This window comes from Nocardioides sp. (assembly GCF_051876515.1).
GTDB lineage: Bacteria > Actinomycetota > Actinomycetes > Propionibacteriales > Nocardioidaceae > Nocardioides.
Genome location: NZ_JBJEHY010000005.1, coordinates 1 through 4677, shown reverse-complemented (window position 1 = coordinate 4677; position 4677 = coordinate 1). Strand labels below are relative to the sequence as shown.

3 protein-coding genes and 1 pseudogene are annotated in these 4677 nt (G+C 72.7%); 3 read left to right on the top strand and 1 reads right to left on the bottom strand.

Going from position 1 to position 4677, the window contains the following annotated elements; translation table 11 throughout:
* A pseudogene (gene nadE, locus ACI379_RS00290) lies at nucleotides 1–319 on the top strand (NAD(+) synthase); the annotation flags it as partial.
* Between the two features lie 24 nt (nucleotides 320–343).
* On the opposite strand, the gene ACI379_RS00285 reads toward nadE, so the two are convergent.
* Nucleotides 344–835 (bottom strand): FBP domain-containing protein, encoded by a 492-nt coding sequence (locus ACI379_RS00285; RefSeq protein ID WP_439790054.1) that lies wholly within the window; start codon nucleotides 833–835, stop codon nucleotides 344–346.
* An 84-nt stretch (nucleotides 836–919) separates the two neighbouring features.
* Here ACI379_RS00285 and glnA point away from each other — a divergent pair, with 84 nt between their 5' ends.
* Both glnA and ACI379_RS00275 read left to right on the top strand, forming a co-directional pair.
* Entirely contained in the window at nucleotides 920–2257 is a 1338-nt protein-coding gene (glnA, locus tag ACI379_RS00280; RefSeq protein ID WP_439790053.1) for a type I glutamate--ammonia ligase, read from the top strand.
* Between the two features lie 74 nt (nucleotides 2258–2331).
* On the top strand, nucleotides 2332–4677 hold a 2346-nt coding region (locus ACI379_RS00275; RefSeq protein WP_439790052.1), incomplete at its 3' end, for a bifunctional [glutamine synthetase] adenylyltransferase/[glutamine synthetase]-adenylyl-L-tyrosine phosphorylase.

The window sequence follows — 4677 nt, the reverse complement described above, 5'->3', positions numbered from 1 at the left end:
GCTGCGCTACGGGTTCCGGCCGTCGAAGATCGCCTTCCTCGCCTGGCACGCCTGGCACGACGCCGAGGCCGGCGCCTGGCCGGCGAACTTCCCGGAGGCCAAGCGCGTCGCCTACGACCTCCAGGAGATCCGGGACTGGCTGGAGGTGTTCTGCCGCCGCTTCTTCGCCTTCGCGCAGTTCAAGCGGTCCGCGATGCCCAACGGCCCCAAGGTCTCCTCGGGCGGCACCATGAGCCCGCGCGGCGACTGGCGGATGCCCAGCGACGCCCGCGGTACGGCGTGGCTGGCCGAGATCGAGCGCGACGTCCCCGCCGGGTGAGCGGGCGCTGGGCGGCGCGCCTGCTCAGCGCTCGGTGGTGACCCGCCGAACGAACGTGGCCACGTTGGCCTGCAACCGGGCGACCTTGGCCTCCACGTCGAGGGTCTCCTCCGGCTGCGCCCGCTGCGGTCGCTTGAGGCCGCGCGCGTACAGGGAGCAGGCGAGGTCGGCGCACAGGTAGGTGCCGACGGTGTTGCCGTTGCGCCCGGACGCACCGGGACGCGGCGCCACCATGAGCGCCATGTCGGTGGCCGAGTGGGTGGTGCGGCAGAACTCGCACATGTTCTTGCGCCCGGCGGCTCCCGTCGCCCGGCTGCGGCGCAGCACGAGACCGACCGGACCGTCGGACCCGGGGACCACCAGGTAGGCCGTGTCGGGCGCTCCGACGTCGCGCCACCCCAAGAAGTCGAGGTCGTCCCAGCGAGGCTCCGTCCGCGGCATCGGCATCCGCTTGGCCTCACCCTTCGAGCAGTTCACGAACGAGGACCGGACGTCGTCGGAGGAGAGCGGTTCCATCCCTCCACCCTACGGATCGGCCGCGCGGCGGCCGAGTGCTGATCCGGGCACACGCACGAAACACGGATGGGACAGAATGCAGCCATGGGCAAGCAAGAGGAGTTCGTGCTCCGGGCACTCGAAGAGCGTGACGTGCGGTTCGTGCGTCTGTGGTTCACCGACGTGCTGGGCGCGCTGAAGTCGGTGGCGGTCGCGCCCGCCGAGCTCGAGGGAGCCTTCGACGAGGGCATCGGCTTCGACGGGTCGGCCATCGAGGGCTTCGCCCGGATCCAGGAGGCCGACATGCTGGCCAAGCCGGATCCGTCGACGTTCCAGATCCTGCCGTGGCGCGGCGAGGGGCCGGCGACGGCCCGCATGTTCTGCGACATCACCATGCCCGACGGAAGCCCCTCGTACGCCGACCCGCGGCACGTGCTCAAGCGCACGTTGTCCAAGGCCGCCGACCGGGGCTTCACCTTCTACACGCACCCCGAGATCGAGTTCTACCTGTTCAAGGACCAGCCGGTCGACGGCTCGATCCCGGTGCCGGTGGACCGCAGCGGGTACTTCGACCACACCGCCTCCTCGCGCGGCAGCGACTTCCGCCGCGAGGCGATCACGATGCTCGAGGCGATGGGCATCTCCGTCGAGTTCAGCCACCACGAGGGCGGCCCCGGCCAGCAGGAGATCGACCTGCGCTACGCCGACGCGCTCACCACGGCCGACAACATCATGACCTTCCGCACGGTGATCCGTGAGGTGGCGCTGAGCCAGGGCATCTGGGCGAGCTTCATGCCCAAGCCGTTCACCGAGCAGCCCGGCTCCGGCATGCACACCCACGTCTCCCTGTTCGAGGGCGACCGCAACGCCTTCTACGAGGCGGGCGGCCAGTACCAGCTCAGCGCGACGGGCCGCCAGTTCATCGCCGGCATCCTCGCCCACGCGCACGAGATCTCCGCGGTCACCAACCAGTGGGTCAACTCCTACAAGCGCCTCATCGGCGGCGGCGAGGCCCCCTCGTACCTCTCCTGGGGCCACAACAACCGCTCGGCCATGATCCGCGTGCCGATGTACAAGCCCAACAAGGGCCAGTCGACGCGCGTGGAGCTGCGCACCCTCGACGCCGCCTGCAACCCGTACCTCGCCTTCGCGGTCACCCTGGCTGCCGGGAGGAAGGGCATCGAGGACGGCCTCGAGCTGCCCCGTGAGGCCGAGGACGACGTGTGGGCCCTCAGCGAGCGCGAGCGCAAGGCGCTCGGGCTGGAGGCGCTGCCGCGGACGCTGTCGGAGGCGATCGGCCACGCGGAGAACTCCGAGCTGCTGGCCGAGACGCTCGGCGAGCAGGTCTTCGACTTCTTCCTGCGCAACAAGCGCAACGAGTGGGAGGCCTACCGCGGTCAGGTCTCGCAGTTCGAGCGCGACCAGATGCTGCCGGTCATCTGAGGCGGTCCACCGATGCCCTCCCGCCGCCCCCGCACGAGTCCCGCACTCGTCCGCCGGGGCGTGGGGGAGCGCTGATGGGAGCGCTGGGCGAGCTCGTCCGGGCCGGCTTCCAGAACCTGGCGGCCGCGCGCGACCAGCTGGTCGCGCTCGGGCCCGGCGCCGACGAGCTGCTCGGGGTCCTGGCCCACACCGCAGACCCGGACCAGGCCCTGGCCGGGATGGCGGAGCTGGTGGCCGCGCTGGAGGCCGAGGGCGGGGACGAGGCCCGTGCCGAGTTCGTGCACGCGTTGCGCCACGACGAGGGCACCGCGATGCGGCTGGTCTCGGTCCTCGGTGCCAGCCGCGCGCTCGGGGAGCACCTGAGCCGCCACCCGCAGCACTGGCACGAGCTGCGCGACCCGCACCTGGGCAGCACGCGCGCCGCCGCGTTCGCCGTACGGGAGGGGCTGCTGCGTGCGGTGGGGGCCGACCCGGCCGACGCCGAGCCGGTCGCCACCTTGGCCGACCACGAGGCCCTCGACGGGCTGCGGGTGGAGTACCGCCGCGTGCTGCTGCGGCTCGCCGCGCGCGACCTGGCCCACCACCTCGGCGTCGACGACGCGGCCGCCGAGCTCTCCGACCTGGCCGCCGGCACGCTCGACGCCGGACTCGCGGTGGCGCGTGCGCGCGTCGGCGACGAGGCGGCCTCGGTGCGATTCGGCGTGATCGCGATGGGCAAGTGCGGCGGGCACGAGCTCAACTACGTCTCCGACGTCGACGTGATCTTCGTGCACGAGGCGCGCGGCGAGACCTCCGACAGCGACGCGTCGCGGATCGCGGGCAGGCTCGCCTCCCACCTGATGACGGTCTGCTCCGACCAGACCGGCGAGGGCACCATCTGGCCTGTCGACGCCAACCTGCGTCCCGAGGGCCGCTCGGGGGCGCTGAGCCGTACGCTCGCCAGCCACCGCGCGTACTACGAGCGCTGGGCCAAGACCTGGGAGTTCCAGGCGCTCCTCAAGGCGCGCGCCGTCGCCGGCGACCTCGACCTGGGGCGCGAGTACACCGACATGGTGGCCCCGATGGTGTGGAGCGCCGCCGAGCGCGAGGGGTTCGTCGAGGACGTCCAGGCGATGCGCCGCCGGGTCGTGGCCCACATCCCCGCGAAGGAGAAGGCGCGCCAGCTCAAGCTCGGTCCGGGCGGGCTGCGCGACGTCGAGTTCGCCGTCCAGCTGATGCAGATGGTCCACGGGCGCGCCGACGAGAACCTGCGGGTCAGCGCCACCCTGAGCGGGCTCGCCGAGCTGACCCGGGGTGGGTACGTGGGGCGTGAGGACGGCGAGGCCCTGCACCAGGCGTACGCGTTCCTGCGCACCCTCGAGCACCGCATCCAGCTGCACCAGCTGCGCCGCACCCACGTCATCCCCGAGGACGAGGAGTCGCTGCGCCGGCTCGGCCGCTCGCTGGGGTTCCTCAAGGACCCGGTCGCCCGGCTCGACAAGGAGTTGCGGCACCACCGCCGCGAGGTCCGCCGCCTGCACGAGAAGCTCTTCTACCGTCCGCTGCTCGCGGCCGTCGCCCGGATCTCCACCGACGAGGCACGCCTCACGCCCGAGGCGGCCCAGGTGCGGCTCGGGGCCCTGGGCTACCACGACCCCAGGGCGGCACTGCGGCACCTGGAGGCGCTCACGTCGGGGGTCTCGCGCACGGCCACGATCCAGCGCACGCTGCTGCCGGCGATGCTGGAGTGGTTCGCCGACACCCCCGACCCGGACGCGGGCCTGTGGGGCTTCCGGCGGATCAGCGAGTCGTTGGGGCGCACCCCGTGGTACCTCAAGACGCTGCGCGACGAGGGCGAGGTCGCCCAGCGGCTCGCGGTGCTGCTGGGCACGTCGCGCTACGCCACGGACCTGCTCGAGCGCGAGCCCAAGGGCGTGCAGATGCTCGGCGAGTCGCTGGCACCGCTGTCCGCCGAGGCGGTGCTGACCGAGATGCGCGCCAACGCGGCACGCCAGGACGACCACGAGGCCGCCGTGCGCTCGGTGCGCGGGATCCGTCGACGCGAGCTGTTCCGGATCGCCGCGGGCGAGCTGTTCGGCGAGACCGACGTCGTCGAGGTGGGCAGGGCGCTGAGCCGGCTCACCGACGCCACGCTGGAGGTGACCCTCGAGGTTGCCCTCGCCTCCGTCCTCGACCGGCACGGCCTGGGCGAGGCGCCGACGGCGATGGCGATCGTGGCGATGGGGCGGTACGGCGGGTTCGAGCTCTCGTACGGCAGCGACGCCGACGTCATGTTCGTCCACGACCCGCGCGATGGCGCCGACCCGCAGGTCGCCGCGACCGTCGCCCGCGACACCGCCAACGAGGTGCGGCGGCTGCTGTCGCTGCCCGCCACCGACCCGCCGCTGGAGGTCGATGCCGACCTGCGCCCGGAGGGCAAG

Bases quoted from the DNA above. Each gene is read 5' to 3' on its own strand.
- ACI379_RS00285 (WP_439790054.1), bottom strand. From the start codon at position 835: ATGGAACCGCTCTCCTCCGACGACGTCCGGTCCTCGTTCGTGAACTGC.
- glnA (WP_439790053.1), top strand. From the start codon at position 920: ATGGGCAAGCAAGAGGAGTTCGTGCTCCGGGCACTCGAAGAGCGTGAC.